Source organism: Natronosalvus caseinilyticus, assembly GCF_017357105.1.
In the GTDB taxonomy this organism is placed as follows: domain Archaea; phylum Halobacteriota; class Halobacteria; order Halobacteriales; family Natrialbaceae; genus Natronosalvus; species Natronosalvus caseinilyticus.
The window spans coordinates 1,155,944-1,178,893 of sequence record NZ_CP071596.1 but is presented as its reverse complement, the minus strand read 5'-3'; the positions used below and the strand labels follow the sequence as shown (position 1 = coordinate 1,178,893).

The following is a 22,950-nucleotide window of genomic DNA, read 5'->3' as shown; positions in this document are numbered from 1 at the left end:
AGAACCCGTGTACATGAGCCCATCCAAAAGACTGACGTCGCCAGACGGAGGGTCGAATAGTATGACCGAACGTTCCGCGATCGTGCTCGCGGCCGGGGAGGGAAGCCGTCTCAGACCGCTGACCAAACATCGGCCGAAGCCGATGTTGCCAGCGGCGACGAAACCGATCCTCGAGCACGTCTTCGACGCGCTGATCGACGCGGGCGTGACCGAGATCACGACCGTCGTGGGCTACCAGCGAAACCGCGTCCAGTCACACTTCGGGCCGACCCACCGCAACGTCCCGATCAGGTACGTCAAACAGGAGAAGTTGCTGGGAAGTGGCCACGCCCTACTGGCCGCAGAGGACGCCCATCGGGACCACCAGGGGCCGACACTCGTCGTCTACGGCGACCAGCTCGTCGACGGCGACATCGTCGCGGACGTGCTCGAGTCCCACGACGAGGACTCGGTCGCGACGCTCGGCCTGATCCCGACCGACGACGTCGGTGAGTACGGCGGCGTCCTCACGGACGACGGCGAGGTGACCGAAATCGTCGAGCACCCGTTCGACGACCGCGAGTACTACCTCAACGCTGGCGTCTACGTCTTCGACGACCTGATCTTCGAGGCGATTCGCGGCGTCGATCCACGCGTCGGCGAACAGTCCCTCATCGACGGCATCTCGAGCCTGGTCGACGACGAGACCGCCAGCGTTCGTGGCGTCGTCTCCGACGGCCTCTGGGTCGACGCGACCTACCCGTGGGACCTGCTGACCATCGCCGAGGACCTCCTCGCCAGCGGCGGCGTCGAGAGCCAGGTGTCAGCCGACGCCTACGTCCACGAGTCCGCGACGGTGGTCGACCCCGTCGTCGTCCCCGCCGACTGCGTTGTCGGGGCGGGATCGGTCGTGGGACCGAACGTCTGTCTCGGCGAGAACGTGACGGTCGGGTCGAACGTCTCGCTCACGCACGCCGTGGTCGACGCCGACACGCGGGTCGAAGACGGGGCGACGGTTCGCGACTGCGTCACCGGCCGCGGAGCGCGAATTGGCCCTGGATCGACCGTCGTCGGCGGACCGAGCGACGTCCAGATCAACGACGCGGTCCACCGTGACGTCGACTTCGGCGCGCTGTTCGCCGACCACGCCCACGACGAGGGCGGATCGACGTTCGCCCCCGGCGTAATCGTCGGCGCCGACGCCTACGTCCAGGCGGGGTCGACGCTCCGTGGAACGCTCGAGGACGACGTGGAGGTGCGTTCCTGATGTGTGGCATCATCGGCTTCGTCGGCAACGGTGAGGGCGAGGCCGACGCGCTCGACGTCCTCATGACCGGGCTCTCGGGTCTCGAGTACCGAGGGTACGACTCCGCCGGCGTCGCCCTCGGGGATACGAACCTCCGCGTCCACAAGCGCCAGGGCGAGGTGTCCTCGCTCGAGGAGACCCTGGCGGCGAACGAACCGGGCGGCGAGTCCGTCGGCATCGGCCACACCCGCTGGAGCACCCACGGCCCGCCCTCGGACGTGAACGCCCACCCACACACCGACGCGGAGGGCCGGGTCGCCGTCGTCCACAACGGCATCATCGAGAACTACCAGTCGCTCCGGACGGAACTGCGCGAGGCCGGGATCACGTTCCAGAGTGACACCGACACCGAGGTCGTTCCCCACCTGATCGCTCGGGGCCTCGAGGACGGCCTCGACCCCGAAACGGCGTTCCGGGCGGCCATCGAGCGTCTCGAGGGGAGTTACGCCATCGCCGCCGTCTTCGAGGGGTCGGAGACGGTGTACGCGGCCCGCCACGAGTCGCCGCTCGTGCTCGGTCTGGGCGAGGACGGCCACTACCTGGCGAGCGACGTCCCCGCGTTTATCGAGTACACCGACCGCGTGATCTACCTCGACGACGGCGAGTTCGCGACGCTCACCGGCGACTCGATTCGGATCACCGATTCGAACGGCGAGGTCGTCGAGAGCAGCGTCGAGACCATCGAGTGGGACGCCGAGGACGCCGGCAAGAGCGGCTACGACCACTACATGCTCAAGGAGATCCACGAACAACCCACCGCCATCCGGGAGTGTCTCCGCGGGCGACTCAACGAACTCACCGGCCGGATCGAACTCGAGGAACTGGCGGACATCGCCTTCGACGGCCCCGTGACGTTCGTCGCCTGCGGAACCTCCTACCACGCCGCGATGTTCGGCGTCTCGCTGTTGAACCGCTGGGGCGTTCCCGCCCAGGCGACCCTGGCGAGCGAGTTTACGGCCGAGACGATGCCACTTACGGACGACTCGCTCGTCGTCGGCGTCACCCAGAGCGGCGAGACGGCCGACACGATGCGCGCGCTCCGGGAGGCGAACCGGGCGGGCGCGACGACGCTCGCCGTGACGAACGTCGTCGGCAGTTCGGCCGCCCGCGAGACCGATCACGTCCTCTACATCCGGGCCGGCCCGGAGATTGGCGTCGCCGCCACGAAGACGTTCGCGAGCCAGCAGGCCGCCCTCACCATGGTCGCCGCCGCGCTGAGCGATCACCGGTCCCGCGAACTGATCCAGTCGCTCCGATCCATCGCCGACGCCATTCAACAGGTGCTCGACACCTCGAGCGCCCGGGAGGTCGCTCACGCCTATCGCGACGCCGACGCCTACTTCTTCATCGGCCGCGGCCTCCACTACCCGGTCGCGCTCGAGGGGGCGCTGAAGCTCAAAGAGATTTCCTACGAACACGCCGAGGGCTTCGCAGCAGGCGAGTTGAAACACGGCCCGCTCGCGCTCGTCGGCCCGAATACACCCGTGTTCGCGCTCGTGACCGGCGACGGCGAGGAAGCCGAGAAGACCATCGGCAACGTCAAGGAAGTCGAGGCCCGCGGCGTCCCCATCGTCGCGGTCACTGACGGCCAGTCGGACGTCGAGCGATACGCCGACCACGTCCTCGAGATTCCGGCGCTCGAGGCCGTCGCGAGTTCGGTCGTGGCGAACGTCCAGCTCCAACTGGTATCGTACTGGGTCGCCAACGAGCTGGGTCGATCGATCGACAAGCCCCGCCACCTGGCGAAGAGCGTCACCGTCGAGTGATCGGAGAGTGCGTCACTGTCGAGTGATCGAACGACCGTTTCCGGAAAAGTGCGAGATTTGTGGTGGTTCGGTGGTGGTGGAACAGTTCCAAATCTCGCAGCCGTAACATGCAGCTATTCATTTATATTACTATTGGATGAACTCCGTTCTATTTATCAGTGAGTTCGCGGATCTTCGTTCTACCAAAACCGGTCGAGTCGGCTGCACCTGTCGATTCGACCGTGTCCGGTTCAGTCGTCGTCCCGGGCGGCCAGCTCGAGAACGTCCTCTGGCGGCTCCTCGTCGCCCCTGGTGGCCGTCGAGTGGAGGAAACAGGCCGCACGCTGATCGCCGTCGACCGGGACGAGTGCCGGGTCGTGTTCGCGACACTTCGGCATGACCGCCGGACAGCGGCTGGCGAAGTTACACCCCGTCGGCGGGTATCGCGGGTCCGGAATCTCGCCCTCGAGGGTGATCCGCTCGCTCGAGTGCCGTGAGTCGGGGTCGGGGTCGGGATCGGGAATCGCGCTCAACAGTGCCTCGGTGTAGGGGTGTTTCGGATCGGTGAAGAGCGCGTCGACGGGCCCGGTCTCCACGAGTCTCCCGAGGTACATCACGGCGACGCGATCGGAGACGTGGCGGATGACCGAGAGATCGTGGCTGATGAAGATCATCGAGAGGTCGCGTTCGGCCTTGATCCGCTCGAGGAGGGCCAGGATCTGGCCCTGGACACTTACGTCCAGCGCGCTGGTCGGCTCGTCCGCGATCAGGACGTCCGGATCGACCGCGAGCGCCCGGGCGACGCCCACGCGCTGTTTCTGCCCGCCGGATAGTTCGTGGGGATGGCGGTGGCGGGTCTCGGCGTCGAGACCCACCTCCTCGAGCAGATCGATCACGCGGTCGGTGACCGTCTCGTCGGGCCCCAGCGTCGCGTGTTTCTCGACCGCGAACCCGAGAACGCGCCCAATTCGTTGGCGCGGATTGAGCGACGAACTGGGGTCCTGGAAGACGAACTGGACTCGCTGGCGGAGCTCCTCGTCGGGAGTCTCCGCGAGGGAGACGCCGTCGAGCAGGATGTCGCCCTCGGTCCGGTCCTCGAGCGCGATACAGAGGCGCCCGAGGGTCGTCTTGCCGGAGCCGCTCTCCCCGACGAGCCCGACGGTTTCGCCCGCGCGAAGCGAGAGCGAGACGCCGTCGACGGCCTGCACCGGCGGCGATCCCTTCGGGAGCAATCGATCGAGGAGGGAGGACGAGGTGTCGAACTCCTTTCGCACGTTCTCGATCTCGAGAATCGGGTCACCGACGTCGGTTGTCCGCGACCCGGCCGTCCCGGATACCTCGGCGGGCACGGGCTCGAGGACGCCGATTTCGTCGGTTCGAACGCAGGCTGCTCGCTGGACGGCGCCGTCGCCGGTCGATGCCCGGGTCCCTGCCGTCTCCGGCACGCTCTCCGCATCGACCCGGTTGCCCCCCTCGACCGGCTCGAGCGGCGGATCGTCCGCCTCGCAAGCCGCCGTCGCGTACGGACAGCGCGGGGCAAAGTTACAGCCACTCGGCCGGTTTCCAGGCTGGGGAACGGTCCCCTCGAGCAGTTCGGGCACGTGGTCGGTCAGTCGCGGCATCGATCGGAGCAGGCCCGCCGTGTAGGGGTGGCGGGGTTCGGTGAACACCCGCTCGGTCGGCCCCTGCTCGACCATCCGTCCGGCGTACATGACGCCCACGCGGTCGGTCGACTCCGCGACGACCCCCAGGTCGTGGGTGATGAGGACGACACTGAGGTCGCGGGAGTCCCGGAGGTCCTCGAGCAACTCGAGGATCTGGGCCTCGATGGTCACGTCCAGTGCCGTCGTCGGCTCGTCGGCGATCAGCACCTCGGGATCACAGCAGATGGCGATGGCGATGAGCACTCGCTGGCGCTGGCCCCCGGAGAGCTCGTGCGGGTAGGACTCGAAGACGTCATCGGGATCGGGCAGGCGAACCTGCTCGAGCAGGGAGAGCGCCGTCTCCCGCGCTTCCTCGTCTGACAGCTCCCGGTGCTGGTGGAGCGTCTCGAGGAGTTGCGTGCCGACGGTCAACACCGGCGTGAGCGAGGTCATCGGGTCCTGGAAGACCATGGCGATCTCCGATCCGCGGATCGACTGCAGCGTCGAGTCGGACATCGTCGTCAGATCGGCGCCGTCGAACGTGACCGAGCCCGACGCGATCCGGCCGTTGTCCTCGAGCAGCCGCATGATCGAGTGAGCGGTGACGCTCTTGCCGGAACCGCTCTCTCCGACGATACCGAGGGTTTCCCCGCGCTCGAGGGTGAAGCTCACGTCCTCGATGGCGCGAATGCCGCCCTCGTCGGTCGCGAACTCCGTCGTCAGTCCGTCGACCGATAGCAGTGGGTCACCCGTGCTCGTGCTCGTATTCGTGCTCGTGTTCGTACTCATACTCAGAACCTCCGTTCGGCGTTTTCGTGCGGGTCGAGCGCGTCGCGCAGCCCGTCGCCGACCAGGTTGAAGCCCAACACGGTGACGAAGACGGCGACCCCGGGGAACACCGAGATCCAGGGGGCGTTGCTCATGTAGCTACTCCCGTCGGCGACCATCTGCCCCCACGAGGCCTGGGGCGGCTGGACGCCGAGGCCGAGGAACGAGAGGGAGGCTTCCGCGATGATGGCGAACGCCATCAGCAGGGAGGCCTGGACCAGCAGCGGCGAGAGGCAGTTGGGCAACACCTCCCGGAAGACGATGTGGCGCCTCGAGTAGCCGAGGGCTTCGGCGGCCTCGACGTACTCCTCCTCGGTGATCGAGAGGGCGCTACTGCGGGCGATGCGTGCGAACTGGGGGATGTAGACGATTCCCAGCGCGATGATGACGTTCTGGAGGCTAAATCCGAGTGCGGCGACGACGCCGATCGCGAGGATGAGCGCCGGAAAGCCGAGCAGCACGTCCACCCCGCGCATGATGACCGTCTCCGTGTACCCCTTCGCGTAGCCAGCGAGCACGCCGAGCAGCGAGCCGATCACGGCGGCGACCGAGACCGCCGTGAGTGCGACCTGTACCGACACCTTCGCGCCGTAGATCGTTCGCGACAGGACGTCGCGACCCAGTTCGTCGGTCCCGAACGGGTGGTCGGCACTCGGTCCCTCGAGCGGGGTAAACGCGGGATCGTTCGGGTCGTGGTGGACGGTTTCGACGATCGCCCCGCCGAAGAACTGCTCGTCGACGAACGCGAGCACGCCGACGACGACGATTACCGACACGACCGCGAGCCCGGCGACCGCCAGTTTGTGCGCCGCAAAACTCCGGGCGAAGCGACGGAACCGTTCCCAACGGGCGCTCGAGGCGACGCTCATTGGACGCTCACCCGCGGGTCGAGGTAGCCGTACGTGAGGTCGACGAGCAGATTGATCACGACGAACAGGGTGGCGACGACGAGGACGGCTCCCTGTACCGCCGGGTAGTCCTGCTGGAGGACGGCGAACCAGATCAGCCGCCCCATGCCGGGCCAGGCGAACACCTGCTCGACGACGACGGTGGCCGAGAGGAGGTAGCCGAACTGCAACCCCGCGACGGTGATGACGGGCAAGAGCGCCCCCTTCAGAACGTGGGCGGTCATGATCCGGCGCGTCGAGAGTCCTTTCGCCTTCGCCATCCGTACGCTATCGGAGCGCAGGTTCTCGAGGACAGCCGAGCGCGTCTGGCGTGTCAGCAAGGCAGCGTAGGCGGTTCCAACCGTCACCGCCGGCAGGAAGACGCTCTCGAGCGCACCGACGGGGTCGTCCATCGGCGAGACGTAGTTCCCCGCGGGGAAGAGATTGATCGACGTCGCGAAGAAGAGGATCAGGAGGAGGCCGAGCCAGAAGTTCGGGATCGAGATGCCCGAGAGCGCCCCGAGCGTGACCGCAAAATCGGTCTTCGATCCCTTGCGGACTGCGCTCACCATGCCGGCCGGAATCGCGATGAGTATGGCGACGACCATCGAGGAGACGGCGAGGAACAGCGTCGCTGGCAGACGGCTCACGATCAGGTCCGAGACGGCCCGCCCCTGGACGAGCGAGCGGCCGAAGTCGCCCTGGAGCACGTTCGAGAGCCACGAGAAGTACTGGATGTACAGCGGCTGGTCCAGTCCGTGGGCGGCCCGGACCGCCTCGATGTTCTCATCTGTCGCCTGGATACCGAGCATGTTGACGACCGGATCGCCGGGTGCCGCGTGGACGATCAGGAACACGACTGCGGAGACACCGGCCAGCACGGGGACCGTCTGGAGCGTCCGCACCGCGACGTAGCGAAGGAAGTTCATCGAGCGATCAGGCCACCTCCGGCGGTGTGAGGCGTAAAATCATGGGTAGGTCGTTTTCACGGGCTCGCTTAAGTGTTGTGTCGAGTTCGTGGGAATCCCGGGTTACCTGAAATTCGTTCATTGTTTCGATTGTAGGTTGGATTCTGTTGGTCGAACTGGCTGGTCGGGCGCGTGTGAGCGACCCCTCGGGCCGAGAACCGCTCGAGTTACCGTCGGTCGAGTCAGGCCTCCATCGCCGCGTCGGCAGCCTCGAGGGCCACATCGATCGCTGCAATCGCCTCGTCGATCTCTTCTCGGGTGATCGTCAGCGGCGGCGCGACGATGAGCGTGTTGATCATGTTGGCGACGTAGGTCCCGTGCTCGAGGGCGCGGGCGGCGACCTCGTCGACGACAGTCGACCCCTTCGAGAGTTTGTCCTCGCGCGTTCCGAAGGGGACCCGCTCGTCGGCCCGTCTCGTGAGTTCGATTCCGTGGAACAGCCCGGTTCCGCGGACGTCGCCGACGCTCGGGTGGTCGACCGCGAGCGAGGCGATTCGGTCGCCCAGGTACGAGCCGACCTCGTCCGCCCGCTCGATCAACCCCTCGGACTGGTAGGTCTCGATGGCCGCTAGCCCCGCTGCGCAGGCGACCGGATGGCCCGCGTAGGTGTGGCCGTGCGTGAACATGTTGTCCTCGAAGTAAGCAGCGACCTCGTCGGTGACGATCGTCGCCGCGAGGGGCTGGTAGGCGCCCGTGAGCCCCTTCGCCATCGTCATGATGTCGGGGGTCACGTCGAAGAGGTCGCTGCCGAACCACTCGCCGGTCCGACCGAACCCGGTCATCACCTCGTCGCAGACGAGCAACGCGCCGTGGTCGTGGGCGATCTCCTTCAGCCGCGGGAGGTACTCCGCGGGCGGGACTAGGATGCCGTTCGAGCCGACGACCGGTTCGACCAGTACCGCCGCGACGGTATCGCCCTCGAGCATCAGCATCTCGTCGATGTACTCGAGGCTCTCCATCGGGTCGAGCGTCGACCCGTAGGCGTAGGGGTCGGGCGCCTTGATCGCGCCCGGAATGCCGGGTTCGGCGGCAAGTCGGCGGGGGTCGCCGGTGACGCTGATCGACCCCGCGGTCGCGCCGTGGTAGGAGCGATACCGGGAGACGATTTTGTCCTTGCCCGTGTAGAATTTCGCGATCTTGATCGCAGCCTCGATGGCCTCGGTGCCGCTGGTCGAGAAGAACGTCTTCGAGAGGTTTCCCGGCGTCACCTCGGCGAGTTTCTTCCCGAGTTCGGCCCGCGCCTCGGTGGCGAAGCCCGGCGCGAAGTACGCCCCCGCTCGAGTCTGGTCGGCGATAGCTTCCTCGACCGCCGTGGCCGAGTGGCCGAGGTTCGAACACATGAGTTGCCCGGAGAAGTCGACGTACTCGTTGCCGTCGGCGTCGATGAACCGGGCGCCGTCGCCGCCGACGATCTGGGTCGGCGAGACCTCGCTCTGGTAGGCCCACGTCCCGAACACGTACTCTCTGTCCATCGCCTCGACGGCGTTCAGCCCGTCGCTCGAGTTATCCGTTACCATATCCCTATCACGGCTATCGGACTCTATTGATTAATATTTATCCCTCAATCAGATTTCTCGGACAAAATTCTACAATTCACGGTGGTACAGCATTCAGTCCATGTTTTCAACCAGTATGGGGTACAATATTCATAATTTCAGAAGCCTTATAGTGGCCGGCGGACAGCCCTAGACGAATGCCACACGATACCACCGAACAGTTCGGGACGGTGAAAAACTACGTCGACGGAGGATGGGTCGCCCCGGGTGCGGACGGCCAGGACGTGGTGAACCCGGCGACCGGCGACGCCCTCGGATACGTCGGCTTCAGCACCGACGAGGACGTGGACGCGGCAGTTGAGGCGGGGCTGGCCGCCTTCGAGGACTGGCGAGAGACCCCCGTCGAGGCGCGCATCCAGCCGCTGTTCGAGCTGAAGCGCCTCCTCGAGGACCACCTGGACGAACTCACGGAGATCCTCGTCCGCGAGCACGGAAAGACGATGGGCGAGGCTCGAGGGGAACTCCGACGAGGCATCGAGAACGTCGAAGTCGCCTGCGGCATCCCGACGCTCATGCAGGCGGGACACGTCCAGCACGCCGCCCCCGACATCGACGAAACGGCCGTCAGGGAGCCTCTCGGCGTGTTCGCCGCCGTCACCCCGTTCAACTTCCCCGGCATGATCCCGCTGTGGTTCCTCCCGTACGCGGTCGCGACCGGGAACAGCTTCATTCTGAAACCGAGCGAACGGGACCCGCTCGTGACCCAGCGGCTGTTCGAACTCATCGAGCAGGCCGGCTTCCCCGACGGCGTCGTCCAGCTCGTCAACGGGAGCGTCGACACCGTCGACGCCCTGCTCGAGCACCCCGACGTCGCCGGCATCTCCTTCGTCGGCTCCACCCCCGTCGCGAAACACGTCTACGAGAAGGCGGCCGCCCACGGCAAGCGCGTCCAGGCCCAGGGTGGGGCGAAGAACCACGTCGTCGTCTCCGCGACCGCCGACCTCGAGTTCGCCGCCGAGAAGACGGTGAGTTCCGCGCTGGCGTGCTCGGGCGAGCGCTGTCTCGCCAACGACGTCGTGCTGGTCGAGGAACCGGTGTACGAGGAGTTCGTCGACCTCCTCGCCGCCGAAACCGAGGCACAGGTCGTCGGCGACGGCCTCGACCCCGAGACTACCGTCGGCCCGCTGATCACGCCCGAACACGAGGAGCGAGTCCGGGAGCACGTCGAAACCGGTCTCGAGGAGGGAGCCGAACTGGTCGTCGACGGCCGGGACGTCGGTCGCGACGGCGAGGGCAACTTCCTCGGTCCCTGTCTCTTCCGGGACGTGACCCCGGAGATGACCATCTGCCGAGAGGAAATATTCGGCCCCGTCCTCGCCGCGATGTCGGTCGAGAGCGTCGCGGAGGGAATCGAGGTCATGAACCGCAGCGACTTCGGCAACGCCGCGAGCCTCTTCACCGAAAGTGGCTCGGAGGCCCGCCAGTTCCGCCACCGGGCGGAGGCGGGCAACCTCGCGGTCAACGCCGGAACGGCCGCGCCGATGGCCTTCTTCCACTTCGGCGGGCAGAAAGACTCGTTCTTCGGCGATCTCCACGCCCAGGCGGAGGACGTCGTCCGGTTCTACACCGACGAGACGGTGTACATCGAACGCTGGCCGAACGCGTAGGCCCTATCCTCCGTTCGAAACGCTCGAGTCGAGACGCCGATCAGCGATCCCCGTCCTGGACGACCTGTTTCATCTCCTCAGACATCACCGAAACGACCCGCGGAGTGCTCTTGATCTCGTCCATGACGAATCGCGAGGACGTTTCCTTCACTCCCTCGATGCCGACGATTTCGTCGATGACCTCGTTCATTTGCTCGCGGTCCTGGACGCGCACGATCGTCACGAAGTCCACGTCGCCCATCGTGTAGTAGACCTGTTCGATGCCATCGATCGCCGCGAGTTCGGTTCCAATGTCCTCGGAGTACCCCTGCTCGTGGGTGACCGAAATCTCCGTCAGCGCCACCATGTCCAGTCCGAAGGGCACCGGATCGAGATCGGCCGTGATCCCCCGGATGACGCCCCGGTCCTTGAGTTTCTCGAGTCGGTAGTGGATCGCGGATTTCGACAGGCCGAGTTCCTCCGAGAGGACGTTGAGGTTGACGTCGAAGTCGTTCTCGACGTACTCGAGGAGGTCGACGTCCGTCTGATCGAAGGTCTCGCCGCGAGGGCGCGTGTTCGACATACTTCACGTAGAGCGCCGTCTCACATAAAAACGTGTGTCTTCACGGGTATTTGATAGGTCACCGGTCCGCCGCCGGGCGTTCGAGCCCGCTGACGGCCCCCTGCTCGCGGGCGCGTCGCGCGACCCCGATCGTCTCGGCGTGGTAGGCTCCGCCCAGGCTCGCCTCGATGCAGACGTCCTCGAGGCCGCCGAGCACCACGATGTCCGAGAGCACGTCGGCGGCGGCGTGCGTGACGGCCACCTCGGCGTCGGGCGCGAGGTACGGCGTCGTCGCGGTGGTGATCGCCTCGATCACGTCGCCTCGAGCGCCGTCGTGGGGTACCGCCGCCTCGAAGCGCGCGCCGTCGTACTCGAGGGCGAGGGAGACACCCGATCCCGTCTCGGCGGGCGAGACGGTGATCGAGCCGTTGTCGGTCTCGCGGGTCACGGCCGCCGAGAGCGTCGCGCGGGTCTCACCGTCGACCGGTTCCGTGCCGACCTCGCGTACGGCCCTCGCGATCGCGGGATTCGGGAGTCCCGCGGGGTGGCTCACGACCGCGTCGGGGCCGAGCGTCGTCGCGTAACAGAAGCGGTGTTCCGGCCGGGAGAAGTCCCACTCGCTGGCGATTCCGGTGACGGATGCGGCGGTAACGCCACAGAGCCGCAGCGGGCCGAGGACGTGTTCGACCACGAACGCGCGGCCGTCGCCGGTATAGTCGGCGTCCGGCTCGACGAGGTCAACGCGCACGTCCGCCTTGCGGACACACTCGAGGCTCGCCGGGATGCCGTTGACCTCGATGCCCGGTTCCCACCGGGGTTCGACGCGAACGTACTCGCCCTCGACGGGTTCGGCGACCGTCCTCACGGCGATCCCTCCATGCGGGCGAGCGCCTCCTCGAGGAGTCGCGTCCCGGTAGCGAACGCGTCCGCGTCGAACGGTTCACCCGGCTCGCCGGTTCCGAGCGCCACTTTCTCGGGAGTCGGTACGGCCTCGAGGATCGATCCGGGCGGCAGCCAGTCGTACGTGCAGTCCCCGAGCACCGCCCGGTGGGCGCCCTCGACGGCCGTCCGCGTCGCTCGAGACGGTCGGGCGCGGTCGACGCCCGCGACGCGCTCGAGTCGAACCGCCTCGACGCCCGGACAGGATTCGAACCGGGATTCGACCTCGGCGTACACGGTCGTCGGGGTCGTGGCCGCCTCGAGGACGACCGTCAGCCGTTCGCTGCTGGCCTCACCTCCGGTGGTCAGCCGGTCGTCACCGGCCTCGACGCCGGCCAGCGAGAAGGTGGTCATTCCAGTCGTGAAGACCCCGTCTCGGTCGTCCTCGACCGGATAGTGGGGATGAGACGGCTTCGCGGCCTCGAGGACGGCCGACAGCCGGTCCTCGTCGATCTCGAGTCGCTGGTAAGTAGCGCTCGCCTCCGGCGCACGCTCGAGGTCGACCGACACCCTCGCTCGTCCCCGCACGACGGTCGACAGCCGCCCGTCGAGGGGCTCGAGGACGAGCCACGGACCCGCCGCGGTGAGGTTCGCATCCGGGAAGTGCAGTCGCGCGTTCGTGTCCGCGGCCGCGCTCGACTCCCCGTCCGCCTCCTCGCTCCCGGCGACCGTCGCCGCGACGGCGAGCAGCCCCGCTCGGGCCGCCCGTGGTCCGCGATAGACGGATTCGCCGGTTTCGGCGTCGGTCGCGACCTCGAGGTCGGCCAGCGGGTCGGTGCCGTCGAGCGGGCCGACGAGCAGGTTGACGGGCTCGCTCCGTCCGCCGTGGTCCGCACGGTCGCTGGCGGCACCCGAACCGCGTTCGACCGCCTCGAGCGCTCGCTCTCGAATCGTTTCCGGCGACGGTAACTCAGTCATCGAGGTGGCCCATCAGATCCGCCATCGCGGCGGCCATCACCGTCGCAGCCGTGACGACCTCCTCGACGGGCACGTACTCGTCCTCGACGTGGGCCTGCTCGAGCAGGCCCGGCCCGTAGACGATGCACTCCTCGATGCCGGCGTCGTTGACGACGAAGCGCTGGTCGTCCGACCCCGGCGAAACGACGTACTCCGGCGGCCCGTGGTGGGGTTCGATCTCCCGCGCGAACGTCTGGGCGACGGTACAGTCCCGCGAGACGAGCGCGGGTTCGGCGAACATAATCTCCTCGTAGCCGACCCGCGCACCCGTCGCGGCCTCGGTCTCGGCCATCAGCGCCTCGATTTCCTCGCGAGCGCCGTCAACGCTCTCTTCGGGGACGAGCACGCGGTAGAACGTTGCCGTACAGCGGTCGGGGACCACGTTCTCGGAGTAACCCGCGTCGATCATCGTCGCAGAGACGTCTGCCCGGGCCGACGCCGCGGGGACCACTGGTTCGTCCGTCGTCCGTTCGTGGAGGGTCTCGCGGTACTCGCCGATCCGCGAGAGGAAGTCGTTCATCGCCATCACCGCGTTCTCCCCGCCATGGGCCATGCAGCCGTGGGCCTTCTCGCCGTGGGTGACGACGCGGAACTTCAACACGCCGCGGTGGCCCAGACAGATCCGCGAGGAGTCGAAGCACTCGGTGTAGACGCAGTAATCCGTGTTCTCACGGGAGAGGTGGCCCTCCCGGACCAGTTCGCCGAGGCCGGTGAAGCCACCGGTCTCCTCGTCGACGGTCATGCTCTGGGTGATCGACCCCTCGATCGGCATACCCAGCTCGCGAAGCGCGTCGACGGCCAGCACGCTCGCGGCGATGCCGGATTTCATGTCGCTGGCCCCGCGAGCGTAGAGGTTCCCGTCCTCGAGGGTCGGCTCGTAGGGGTCGGTGGTCCAGTCCTCGCCCGCGGGGACCACGTCGTAGTGGCCCGTGAAGTGGACGTCGGGGCCCTCTCGGCCCTCGTCCAGTCGAGCGAGGACGTTCATCCGGTCGTGGTCGGTCCGGTCCGGGTAGTGCTCCTCGACGACCTCGTCGGGGACCTCGATCACGTCCACGTCGTACTCGCGGGCCTCGAGTTGCTCCCGGAGGAACTCGGCTCCCTCGCGGTAGTTTCGCCCCGGCGGGTTCTCGGTGTCGATCCGGAGGAACTCCGTCAGGAACTCGAGGCCGTCCGCCCGGCGCGACTCGACGGCGTCCGCGATGGCAGTTCGGGTTACCATGGTCAGATGTCGCGCCCCCCGTCGACCTCGAGGGCGGTGCCGGTGATCATCGAGGCGTCCTCGCTGGCGAGGAAGACGGCCGCGCCGGCGACGTCCTCCGGTTCGCAGAGCCGGCCGAGCGGGATGGTGTCGTGCATCGATTCGACGCTCAGGTCGCCGGCGGCGAAGTCCTGCAGCATCGGCGTGTCCGTCGCGACGGGGCAGATGGCGTTGACGCGGATCCCGTCATCGGCCAGCTCGTAGGCCAGTTGCTTCGTGAGGCCGACCATCCCGGCCTTGGAGGCGACGTACGCCGAGAGCCCGGTCCGCGGACGAATCGCGGCGGTCGAGGCGGTGTTGAGGATCACGCCCGCCTCGCTCTCCCTGAGTTCGGGCACCGCGTACTTCGCCCCGAGAAACGCGCTCTTGAGGTTTACGTCGACGGTGGCGTCCCACGTCTCCTCGGTCACGTCCTCGACGGGCGTCGACTCCTGGGGCACGCCCGCGTTGTTGTGGAGCACGTCCAGCCCGCCGAACGCCTCGACCGCGCGATCGATCATCCCCTCGACGGCCGCTGGATCGGATACATCGGCGACGTGGCTCCGGGCGGTCCCCCCGTCGGACTCGATCGTCTCGACCGTCGCCGCGGCCCCGTCCTCGTCGAGGTCGACGACCAGCACGTTCGCGCCCGTCGCCGCGAACCGCCGGGCGGTGGCTTCGCCCATCCCCGACCCGGCCCCGGTCACGAGGACGCTTCTGTCACTGTCAGACATACTCGAGGGTCAGTTCGAACGGACATGAAGTTTTGGGATGCGGGGGCCGATATCGGGACTTTGTTCCGCCTATAGACGAATTATAGAACAATATTCGACTATATTCCGAGAGAAGACATTTCTTTCAGTATCTTCGGCTCACTCGTAGGTCGCTTCGTGGAGCGACCGGAACGACCCGTGGGGATACTGCTCGAAACCCTCGAAACCGTCCGAGACGCCCTGGATCCGTTCTGGGTAATAGGTGTAGACCGAGTACGCCTCCTCGTAGATAATCTGCTGAATCTCGTCGAGGAGTTCCTGGCGGTCTTCCTGGTCCGGTGTCTCGCGTTGCTCCTCGAGCAGCGCGTCGAGGTCCTCGTTGCTGATGTTCCAGACGTTGAGGCCGTCGGTGTGATGGAGGTAGAGCAACTCGTCCGGATCGGCGAACGACTCCCAGTTGGAGACGGCAATCTCGAAGTCACCCTCCTGCTCGCGGGTCCAGAACGTCGAACCGTCCAGCGTCTGCACGCTCGCCTCGACGCCGATGTCCTCGAGCATGCTCTGGACGAGCGTCGCCGCTTGCTCGTGCTGGGTCGTCGTCGAACTGATGATTTCGAGCGAGAGGTCCTCGTGACCGGCCTCTGCGAGCAGGTCCTGGGCCTGTTGTGGGTCCCCGTTCGGGTGATTGAAGTCCGAGAGGTCGCCGTTGTAGGCCGCGAACGAACTCGGGAGAATCGACTTCCCGGCCTCGCCGTACCCCTGCAGAACCGTCTGGACGATCTGTTCCTTGTCGATCGCCCACGCGATGGCCCGACGGACCCGACGGTCGTCGAGCGGTTCGACGTCCGTGTTGAAGTCGACGCGACCGGAACTGACGTCCTCGGTTCGCATGACCGAGATGCCGTCGGCGCTCTCGACCTGGTCGACGTACTGAGGCGACAGCTGGTCGACGGCCTGGATCGATCCCGTCTCGAGCTGGGAGACCATCGAGGACTCGTCGGGGAGGATGCGGAACTCGATCTCGTCGATGTTCGGCAGGTCGGCCTGCCAGTAGTCGTCGTACTTCCGAAGGATCGCGTTCTGCCCCGAGTTCCACTCGACCAGTTCGTACGGCCCGGTCCCGACCGGGTTCGAGTTGTAGTCCTCGCCGTGTTCGGTGACGGCCGCCTCCGAGAGCGGCCACATCACCTTCTCGACGTTGTCGAGGAACGGGGCGTGGGGGTGTGCGAGGTCGAAACGAACCGTGTAGTCGTCCTCGACGACGACGTCCTCGATCGCGCTGACGTAGTTCTTCCGGGGGTTCTCCTCGGTCTCGATCCACTCGTAGGTGTACTGGACGTCCGAAGCGGTGAAGTCCTCGCCGTTGTGGAACGTGACGCCCTCCTCGAGTTCGAACACGTACTGGGTGTCGCTCTCGAGTTCCCAGTCGCTGGCCAGCTGCGGGACGTACTCTCCCTCGGGGGTGATGTCCACGAGGTTGTTGTAGATCAGCGAGTACACTTTGTTGGAGTCGAAGTCGGTGTCGCGCGCAGGAATCAGGTCCCAGGCGCCCCGCCCGATGCCGAGCGAGACGCTGGTTCCGCCGCCACCGTTCCCGCTGCCACCGTTCCCGCCGTCGCCGTTCCCGTCGTCGCTGGTACACCCCGCGAGACTCACCCCGCCAGCCGCTGCGATCGCCGTGAGGAGCCGTCGCCGCGACGCGTCGATCGCACCCTGTGTGGAAATGTCAGTCATGACGCTCGTATCACTATTATCGCTCGATGATAAAACAGTTTCCATAACCATCGTGATAAATGTGGAAATTTTTCTCTCGCGGAGGAAATATCCGGATTTATTACACCACATTCGACCGGAGACCGATCAAAACTGCCTTCGGCGTGGAGTTGCCGAACGGTGTTCTCCCAGGTACGGGGACCGGACGGTCACGCACCCGGAAGGTTGCCGCCGCCGTCCTCGAGCGCGATGGCAACGTTCTTCGTCTGGACGTAGGATTCGAGCGCTTCCAGACCCTTCTCGCGGCCGATTCCGCTCCGCTTGTACCCGCCGAAGGGCGTCTGCTGGGTGTCGACGAACCAGTCGTTAACGTAGACGTTCCCCGCCTCGAGACGCCTCGCCAGTCGACCCGCCCTCGAGACGTCCCGGGTAAAGACGCCGGAGACCAGCCCGTACTCGACGTCGTTGGCGATTGCGAGGGCCTCGGCCTCGTCGGCGAACGGAACGACGCAGAGGACCGGGCCGAAGATTTCCTCCTGCTCGATGCGCATCCCGGGTTCGACGTCGGCGAAGACGGTCGGTTCGACGTAGTAACCGGGCCGATCCGGCGTCCCGCCGCCGGCCGCGAGCGTCGCCCCCTCGCGTTGCCCGAGGTCGACGTAGCTCGTGACCTTCTCGAACTGGTCCTCGGAGGCGAGCGGCCCCATGTCGGCGTCCTCGGCTCCGGGAGCGAGGTCGTACTCCTCGGCCAGGTCGACGATTCGTTCGACGAACTCGTCGTAGACCGACTCGTGAACGAGCGCCCGGTCGGCGGCCGAACAGACCTGCCCGGCGTTCGTGAAGATGGCCGTCGAAATCGTTTCCGTCGCAGCCTCGAGGTCAGCGTCTGGAAACACGATGGCGGGGTTCTTCCCCCCGAGCTCGAGCGTGACGGGCGTGATCGACTCGGCAGCCGATCGCATGATAGCCTGACCCGTCGGGACGCTGCCCGTGAAGGTGATCGTGTCGACATCCTCGTGACCGGTGAGCGCGGCCCCCGTCTCCCCGCCGCCGGGAACGACGTTGATGAGACCGTCGGGAACGCCCACCTCCGCACACAGTTCGGCTAGCCGGAGCGTGCTCAACGGCGTGTTCGGCGCCGGTTTGACGACGACCGCGTTCCCGCCGACCAGCGCGGGGGCGGTCCCGCGCGCGAAGAGATTTCCGGGGAAGTTCCACGGCGTGATCTGCGCGCTCACGCCGTAAGGCTCCCGGATCGTGAAATCGAGCGTGTCGGAGCCGAGCGGGATGCTCTTGCCCTCGAGTTTGTCGGTGAACCCGGCGTAGTACTCGAAGTAGCAGGCCGCGCTCTCGACGTCACTTTGCGCCTGCGATAGCGGCTTCCCCTGGTCAAGACTCTCGAGGGCGGCGAGTTCGTCGACGTGCTCGCGAATGACGCGCCCCATCTCGTAGATCCGTCGACCTCGTTCGTCCGGGGGCGTCTCTCGCCACTCCGCGAAGGCTCGCCGCGCCGCTCGCACGGCGTCGTCGATGTCGGCCTCGGTGCAGCTGGCGACCCGGGTGAAGGATTCCTCGCTCGCCGGATCGATCAGGTCGCTGTAGTCTCCCCCGGCCGGCGGGGTCCGTTCGCCGTCGATGTAGGCGTCGTACGCCGACGCGATCTCGAGGTCGGCGTGCGTGAACTGGCCCATGCGTGTCACTGACGCCCCAACTATATTATGTCTGTGAATAGCACTCGATTCTCGAGTTTTGTTCTTTCATGGGGAAGAATACAGAACGTCGTTCATCGAGACTGGGGAATCCAAAAATATATTCGACCTCTGGCCAGTCGCTACCGCCGAATCCACTCGAGCGGCCGCGTGACCAGCGGCCGGTAGTCCTCGTGAGGATCGTAGGCGGCGAACGAGAGGCTGTTCGTCATCACGCTCACGCTCGAGGTCGCCATCGCCAGACCGGCCAGGGCGGGATTGAGCAACCCGAGCGAGGCGATCGGGACCAGCGTGGTGTTGTAGATCAACGCCCAGAAGAGGTTCTGTCGGACCTTCCGCAGGGTGGCCTCCGAGATGCGGATCGCCTTGAGCACGTCGGCGGGGTCGTCGCGCATCAGCGTCACGTCGGCCGATTCGATGGCCACGTCGGTCCCGGACCCGATCGCGACGCCGACGTGGGCCGTCGTGAGCGCAGGGGCGTCGTTGACGCCGTCGCCGACCATCATCACTCGCGTGCCGTCGCTGCCGTCGCCGCGGGCCGACTGCAGATCCTCGACGTGGTCCGCCTTGTCCTCCGGCAGGACGCCCGCCCGGACGTTCTCGGGATCGATGCCCACTCGCTCCGCGACCGCTCGAGCGGTCCGCTCGTTGTCCCCGGTCAGCATGACGACCTCGATGCCCCGCTCGCGCAGGGCAGCCACGGTCTCCGTCGCGCTCTCGCGGACCTCGTCGGCCACCGCGACGACGCCCAGCAACGTGCCGTCGACGGCGACCGGAATCGCGGTCTTCCCCTCGCGCTCGAGGCGCTCGAGGGTTTCTTCGGCTGGCCCGGGGTCGATCCCCTCGTCCTCGAGCAGCTTTCGCCGGCCGACCACGACCGTCCCGCGGGCCGTCTCCGCGCGAATCCCGTGACCAGGGACGTTCTCGAAGTCCTCGAGGTCGCCTATCTCGATACCGCGATCCGCGGCACCCTCGACGACGGCGCGCCCGATGGGGTGTTCCGAACCCGATTCGGCGGCCGCCGCAGCCCCCAGGACGAACGACTCGAGGGACTCCTCGCGCGTCTCGAGGACGCCGCCGTCGGCGCGGGGGTCCGCCTCGCTCCCGCCGTCGGCCGCGACCCCGCTCGCTTCGTCGCTACCGTCCAGGACGACCACGTCGGTCAGCGTCATCTCGCCGTGGGTCAGGGTCCCGGTCTTGTCGAAGACGACGGTGTCGACCCCCCGAACCTGCTCGAGGACGTCGCCGCCCTTGAAGAGGACGCCGTTGGTCGCGCTCAGCGTGGACCCGACCATCGTCGCCGCGGGCGTGGCCAGCCCGAGCGCGCAGGGGCAGGCGATCAGCAGCGCGGAGGCGAGCACGACGACCGAGAACTCGAGGACGGGTACGCCGCCCGCGACCGGGCCGCCACCGACCGGCTCGAGCACGGGGATCCACGAACCGAGCCAGGCCGAGGCGCCGTAGAGGGCGTCGGGGAACAGCGACCAGAGGACGGCCCAGACCACGGCGTTGACGATCACCGCGGGGACGAAGTAGGCGCTCACCGTGTCGACCACCCGCTGGATATCGGGCTGGCGCGACTGGGCCTCCTTGACCCGGTCGACGATCTGCTGGAGCGCCGTCTCGGAGCCGACTTTGGTCGCCTCGACCAGCAGGACGCCGTTCTCGTTGATCGTACTGCCCACCACGTCGTCACCTTCGCTCTTCTCGACGGGGACCGATTCGCCGGTCAGCATCGACTCGTCGACGGCGCTCTGGCCCTCGAGGACGACGCCGTCGGTCGGGATTCGCTCGCCAGGGCGAACCTTGAGTACGTCGCCGACCTGGACGTCCTCGAGGGGGACCTGCACTTCAGTCCCGTCCCGCACGACCGTGGCGTCCTCGGCCTCCATCTCGAGGAGTTCCCGCAGGGCGTTGCCCGCTCGCGCCTTCGAGCGGACCTCGAGCCAGTTGCCCAGCGTGATGAACCAGAGGATGAACGCGACGGCCTCGAAGTAGAGGTTGCCGGTCAGCCCGACCGTGAGCACGGCCGTCGAGTAGACGTAGCCCGCGAGGGTGCCGACGGCGACGAGGGTGTCCATGTTCGCCCGCCGGTTGTGCGCGAACGCGCGGTAGGCGCCGACGAGGAACTCGCGGCCGAGGGTCGCCATCATGACCGTCGCGATGGCAAACTCGGTCCAGTCGACGGCCGCGTGGTCGACGCCGAGTAGCTCGTGGAGCGGCGGTACGAGTCCGAGCATCGCGAGCATGATCGGCACGAACGGCAGCGTGAGCAGGCCGCCCCCGATCACCAGCCGTCGCTGCCGGGACAGTTCGCGCTCGACGGCGCGCTCGCGCTGGCCCTCGTCTTCCTCGTCCTCGCTGCCCGCGGGTTCGTACCCCACCTCCTCGATCGCGCGTCGGATTTCGGCCAGTGAGACGTCCGACGGATTGTACCGGATCCGGGCCTCGTCCGAGGCGAAGTTCACGTCCGCCGAGACGACGCCGGGTAGGGACTCCGTCGCCTCCTGGACGGTTCCCGAGCAGGTCGCACAGGACATCCCCATCACGGGAATCGAGGTGGTCTCGGTCGCGACCTCGTAGCCCGCGTTCGACACCGCCTCGACGACCTCCTCGAGGGTGACTTCCTCGTCGTCGTAGGCGACGACCCCCTCGTCGGTCGCGAAGTTCGCGCTCGCCTCCTCGACCCCCTCGAGACCAGCCAGAGCGTCCTCGACGGTCCCCGAACACGTCGCACAGGACATCCCGGTTATCTCGAGGTGGGCGCGTCGTTTCGTCATGGTAGAGACTACGGGCTACGGGTTCAAGCGAGTTGTGCCTTTCAAAAGGAGGTTATCCTGCCATCTGAATTTTGATTGTAAACCACCACATCCTGTGGATTGATGAAGTGAAAGTTGACGAGCCGTTCGTCGTCTCGAAAAAGAACCCTTCGCTCGAAGAACACAGCGGGCGAAATTACTGCGACCGGGCTACATCGATTTCTCGTCCGATCCGAGTTCCTCGGCTCCTTTGAGTACTACCTGGTCGTCGGTCACGCGCTCGATTTCGGTAGCCTCGACGGGGAAGTCGTCGTCGTTGACGTCGCCCCAGTCGAGCGCAGCTTTGATCTTCTCGGTGATCCCCGGGTGGGCATCGACGTACATCGTTTCGCCGCCCTCTTCGACGTCGGTAACCATCCCGAGTTCCTCGCCCGCGGTGTCGACGACCGTCTTTCCGATTTCGTCCTCGGAGAGCGTTACCCGTCCGGCCCCTTCCGTGGCCTCCATTGGCTCCTCTCCGGTGGCTTCCATCGGTTCCGCTTCGGTAGCACCTACCGGTTCCCCCTCGGTAGAGCCCATCGATTCCCCTTCGGCGCCCTCGACAGCGTCACCCTCGGTCGTGCCGGTCGGCATCGTTCCGGATTCCTCGGTAACGACGTCCTCGGTGTGAACGGTCTCCATCGCCAGGAGTTCGCCCCCGGTCACGTCGGCGTACAGGCGCTTCCGGTCGACCACTTCGTCCTCGACGACGTGTTCGCGGGTGAAGTAGGTGTGAATTCGATCGTCTTCGCTCACCTCGGATTCGACCTCGTACTCCGTGAGCACGTTCTCGGTCGAAACGTCGACGTCCAGAAGGTCGCTCTCGGCGATGGTGCGCTGGAGCCCCTCGATGTCGATGTCACGGTCCTCGACGGTGTCGGTTTCGACCACGTCGGTGCCCGCGACGTGGCTCTCGACGGTGAATCGTTCGGTGAACTCGCGCGTGACCGACCACATCTCCTCGACGTCGAGTTCGGCGGAGTACGGGACGTCAGTAGTGGACTCGATGGCACCTACCTCGGTGTCTGCAGGCGCGGACTCTGACTCCATGCGACCGACCGCGTCGTAGTAGCGGTCCTCGTCGAACCAGTCCACGTGATCGTGCTCACCCGCTCCCTCCTCGACGAGCGTACAGCCCGTACACTCACGTTGCAGGAGTTCGACGTCGACTACGCTTTCGTCGATCACCTCGGTGTCGACGAGTTCGCTCTCGATACTCGTCTCCTCGACGACGACGCTCTCGACGACGGTGGTCTCGGTAACTTCCGTCGTCACCGTCTCGCCCTCGAGGAGGCGCTCTTTCAGGTCCTCTCGATCGACGTTGCTTCGCGTGAGGGCCTCCTCGCGACGGGTTACTTCGAATGGCTCGGACGCCTCCGCACCGTGGTAGATTACCACCTGGTCGCCTTCCTCGAGTCGGCCGAAGAACTCGTCCCACTCGACCGTCTCGTGGGATCCCATCGTCTCGGACTCCGGGAGGATGCGGTAGCGATCCGGTTCGTCCTCGTGGCGAGCGGGCGTCGCAGCGTGTTCGTCCGCCCAGCGGCGGATCGTCTCTCGGTCTGCCGACAATCGACTCTCTCCAGGTTGGTCTGTGGGTTCGTCCATAACACCTTCGAGATGCACGGTCGGACGTAAATTGGGACGGATCGTTTCGCTCGCAGATCGATATTAGAAAGTGGTAACCGGTGGGCGCAATCGGCCACGAACGGGTAAAAGTACGCTTACCGATCTGGAACTGGGAGATGGCGTCGCTTGGCGGTCGTGTCGGTTCTCGCTTTGAAACCGATGGATCCTCGGTCACCCGCTCCACGCGAGTATTTC

At 66.4% G+C, this 22,950-nt stretch carries 16 protein-coding genes; 3 read left to right on the top strand and 13 right to left on the bottom strand.

The window, feature by feature from the left end:
- Positions 1–61: 61 nt before the first annotated feature.
- Together J1N60_RS05720 and glmS are read left to right on the top strand one after the other, a co-directional pair.
- On the top strand, positions 62–1,246 hold the full coding sequence (locus J1N60_RS05720; protein WP_312911401.1) for a sugar phosphate nucleotidyltransferase: 1,185 nt from the start codon (positions 62–64) through the stop codon (positions 1,244–1,246).
- On the top strand, positions 1,246–3,051 hold the full coding sequence (gene glmS / locus J1N60_RS05715) for a glutamine--fructose-6-phosphate transaminase (isomerizing) (protein WP_312911399.1): 1,806 nt from the start codon (positions 1,246–1,248) through the stop codon (positions 3,049–3,051). Before J1N60_RS05720 ends, glmS begins: the two co-directional genes overlap by 1 nt.
- A gap of 230 nt (positions 3,052–3,281) precedes the next feature.
- Here the strand turns inward: glmS and J1N60_RS05710 are convergent, their stop codons facing one another.
- From J1N60_RS05710 to J1N60_RS05695, 4 genes are all read right to left on the bottom strand, one after another.
- On the bottom strand, positions 3,282–5,462 hold the full coding sequence (locus tag J1N60_RS05710; protein WP_312911398.1) for a dipeptide ABC transporter ATP-binding protein: 2,181 nt from the start codon (positions 5,460–5,462) through the stop codon (positions 3,282–3,284).
- 2 nt (positions 5,463–5,464) lie between these two features.
- Entirely contained in the window at positions 5,465–6,370 is a 906-nt protein-coding gene (locus J1N60_RS05705; RefSeq protein WP_312911396.1) for an ABC transporter permease, read from the bottom strand.
- Positions 6,367–7,317, bottom strand: a complete 951-nt coding sequence (locus J1N60_RS05700) for an ABC transporter permease (protein ID WP_312911394.1) — start codon at positions 7,315–7,317, stop codon at positions 6,367–6,369. The genes J1N60_RS05705 and J1N60_RS05700 overlap by 4 nt, the downstream gene beginning before the upstream one ends.
- A 221-nt stretch (positions 7,318–7,538) precedes the next feature.
- Positions 7,539–8,873, bottom strand: coding sequence for an aminotransferase family protein (locus J1N60_RS05695; RefSeq protein WP_312911393.1), 1,335 nt, complete (start codon positions 8,871–8,873; stop codon positions 7,539–7,541).
- 176 nt (positions 8,874–9,049) lie between these two features.
- On the opposite strand from J1N60_RS05695, the gene J1N60_RS05690 reads away from it, so the two are divergent.
- On the top strand, positions 9,050–10,519 hold the full coding sequence (locus tag J1N60_RS05690) for a CoA-acylating methylmalonate-semialdehyde dehydrogenase (protein ID WP_312911392.1): 1,470 nt from the start codon (positions 9,050–9,052) through the stop codon (positions 10,517–10,519).
- A gap of 40 nt (positions 10,520–10,559) precedes the next feature.
- On the opposite strand, the gene J1N60_RS05685 is transcribed toward J1N60_RS05690, so the two are convergent.
- From J1N60_RS05685 to J1N60_RS05645, 9 genes are all read right to left on the bottom strand, one after another.
- Positions 10,560–11,081, bottom strand: coding sequence for an Lrp/AsnC family transcriptional regulator (locus J1N60_RS05685; protein ID WP_312911391.1), 522 nt, complete (start codon positions 11,079–11,081; stop codon positions 10,560–10,562).
- 58 nt (positions 11,082–11,139) lie between these two features.
- Complete coding sequence (locus J1N60_RS05680) at positions 11,140–11,925, bottom strand: hypothetical protein (protein WP_312911390.1); 786 nt, start codon at positions 11,923–11,925, stop codon at positions 11,140–11,142.
- Positions 11,922–12,917: a hypothetical protein gene (locus J1N60_RS05675; protein ID WP_312911388.1), complete on the bottom strand. Its 996-nt coding sequence runs from the start codon at positions 12,915–12,917 to the stop codon at positions 11,922–11,924. Before J1N60_RS05675 ends, J1N60_RS05680 begins: the two co-directional genes overlap by 4 nt.
- The gene (locus J1N60_RS05670; RefSeq protein ID WP_312911387.1) at positions 12,910–14,175 is read right to left on the bottom strand and encodes an ArgE/DapE family deacylase; all 1,266 of its coding nucleotides are present in this window, start codon (positions 14,173–14,175) and stop codon (positions 12,910–12,912) included. Before J1N60_RS05670 ends, J1N60_RS05675 begins: the two co-directional genes overlap by 8 nt.
- Before the next feature lie 2 nt (positions 14,176–14,177).
- On the bottom strand, positions 14,178–14,927 hold the full coding sequence (locus tag J1N60_RS05665; protein WP_312911386.1) for an SDR family NAD(P)-dependent oxidoreductase: 750 nt from the start codon (positions 14,925–14,927) through the stop codon (positions 14,178–14,180).
- 138 nt (positions 14,928–15,065) lie between these two features.
- Positions 15,066–16,640, bottom strand: coding sequence for an ABC transporter substrate-binding protein (locus J1N60_RS05660; RefSeq protein WP_312911385.1), 1,575 nt, complete (start codon positions 16,638–16,640; stop codon positions 15,066–15,068).
- 188 nt (positions 16,641–16,828) lie between these two features.
- Positions 16,829–18,310, bottom strand: a complete 1,482-nt coding sequence (locus tag J1N60_RS05655; protein WP_312911384.1) for an aldehyde dehydrogenase family protein — start codon at positions 18,308–18,310, stop codon at positions 16,829–16,831.
- A gap of 140 nt (positions 18,311–18,450) precedes the next feature.
- Positions 18,451–21,108, bottom strand: a complete 2,658-nt coding sequence (locus J1N60_RS05650; RefSeq protein WP_312911383.1) for a heavy metal translocating P-type ATPase — start codon at positions 21,106–21,108, stop codon at positions 18,451–18,453.
- Between the two features lie 189 nt (positions 21,109–21,297).
- Positions 21,298–22,734 carry a hypothetical protein gene (locus tag J1N60_RS05645; protein ID WP_312911381.1) on the bottom strand — a complete coding sequence of 479 codons (1,437 nt, stop codon included), beginning with the start codon at positions 22,732–22,734 and terminating at the stop codon, positions 21,298–21,300.
- Positions 22,735–22,950: the final 216 nt, after the last annotated feature.